The sequence below is a fragment of the Flavobacteriales bacterium genome, assembly GCA_013214975.1.
Classification (GTDB): Bacteria; Bacteroidota; Bacteroidia; order DT-38; family DT-38; genus DT-38.
On sequence record JABSPR010000078.1, the window covers coordinates 1 to 1906 of the forward strand.

2 protein-coding genes are annotated in these 1906 nt (G+C 37.6%); both read right to left on the reverse strand.

All coding sequences use genetic code 11. The features are described 5' to 3' along the window. Positions 1–758, reverse strand: a 758-nt coding sequence (locus HRT72_03555; protein ID NQY66782.1) for a PorV/PorQ family protein, incomplete at its 3' end; no start/stop codon positions are given. Positions 759–766: 8 nt separating this feature from the next. Then, a partial coding sequence (locus HRT72_03560) for a T9SS type A sorting domain-containing protein (protein NQY66783.1) occupies positions 767–1906 on the reverse strand: 1140 nt, incomplete at its 5' end.

The window sequence follows — 1906 nt, forward strand, 5'->3', positions numbered from 1 at the left end:
AACGAAGTAGTATCATTAGGATTAAAATAAAATACGTAGCTCGCACCTATATTAAGTAGAGACGGCAACTCGTTTTCAACCGACGGCACATTCAATGCTTGTGTACCTGTATTGTGACCCGACGGTAATATTATTGCCAGTCCATTTCCTTGAAACTGAATTCTCGGCCCAACATTTCTTAAGGCAATTCCAAATTTAAACTGACCGAGTTTACCTGTTACATATTGAATACCTGCATCTAATGCAACACCTTTTGCTGCCAAATCAGATAATGATTCTGAAATTATTTTAACTCCAACTCCTCCATAAATACTATTAGAGAATATTTTAGAGTAAGAGAAACCCAAATTATTAAAATTCACAGCATAAGTTCCTAATCCTCCATCAGGATTATTCTCATCCGTTTTCATAATATCTCCAAAACCTAAAGAAACCAGAGTTATACCTAAAACACCTGATTCACCAACATGTTGAGTAAAACCTAAAGCATTTATAGTAATATCAGAGCCAACCATCCATCTCGTATTTGTATACATGACTTCAGTACCTTTAGTAAATGCTGCTCCAGCCATGTTTAACGATGTAGCTTCCACTCCTCTTGCTGAGGCCGTATTAGATCCACCTAAAGCAGAAGAAGCAGCCCATGGATTGATTAACAATTCATACCCACCAGCTTGCCCAGCTCTATCCTTGTTACCCGCTTGCAATCCAATTGCCGCGAATAGGAAACAAAATATAATGGTATACCCTTTTCTCATATTATCTATTATAATCCACTGAAATCAAATGGTCTCATTGCCCCAAACCACTTCAATACTTTCTCTCCATTCTCATAACCATCAATATGCATTATATACAATCCTGATGAAATTGGAATATTTGCAAGGTTCTTCAGATTCCATTCTAAATAAGTTTGCTGATCGTCATCTTTCTCCAATACCCGAACAAGAACTCCGTCAAGTGTATAAATTGATAGCTTACATCTGTTAGGTAGGTTTGTAATTTTAATCTTCGTCTCTGCTCCACTACCTTCATAAGAAGAAAAGCCATAATAAGGATTAGGGACAGCTCTAATAAGATCCATAGCAGATGCCGCAGCAGTATCACTACCTCTAGTTGCATGTAACCCTCTTGTATTGAAAGAATACATCGGTAGATTATTATTCCTTACAGATTCTACCTCTAAATCTGCTTCGAGCTTCGTGTAATTACCTTCAAATGGTTTCTCTACTCTTATTTTTATAATTGCATCATTTGCCAGCAATTTCGTAGAATCAAAAACCATTGGTATTCCCGTCCACATTAGATTCCTGAAAAATGCTCTTCTTTGCGGACCTTTAAAATTATCATATAGTTGACCTATATAGTTACACGAATCATATCTAGCCATGTACTCTTTCTTTTGCTTCCCTGTCCCATCAAACACACCTCTACTCTTAACAACGTATATGTAGTGCTTCCCACCAAAATCATATGTAACCTCAGTATAGTCAGTTTCAGACGGATTCCAGATCATGTCAGCGCCATTTTCACCTCTCAACCAAGATGATTCACCAAACATAATATTCAGCCTTTCACCCGTTTCAAGATTTATTGCATAGCCAGGAAACCAACCCTTGCCATTTCCTGTACCATCTGGATTACCGTTCTTATCAACCGACGGAGCATTTCTTGGCATTAATTTATATGCTCCACCTTCAGATAAAACTGCATCATCATTTGGATAATTTGCTATTTCTGCTGCATCATCAGAGGTTTCAAGAACAAAACATCTTGACCATTTCGACTTATCGTTAGTAAGAACAATATCCACACTATTCAGTAAACGAAGGCCTTCATTACTATATTCATCGGCCAGGGCAGAAAACTTAGCTGCAGGACCCATTTTTGTTCTAAACCCAAAACC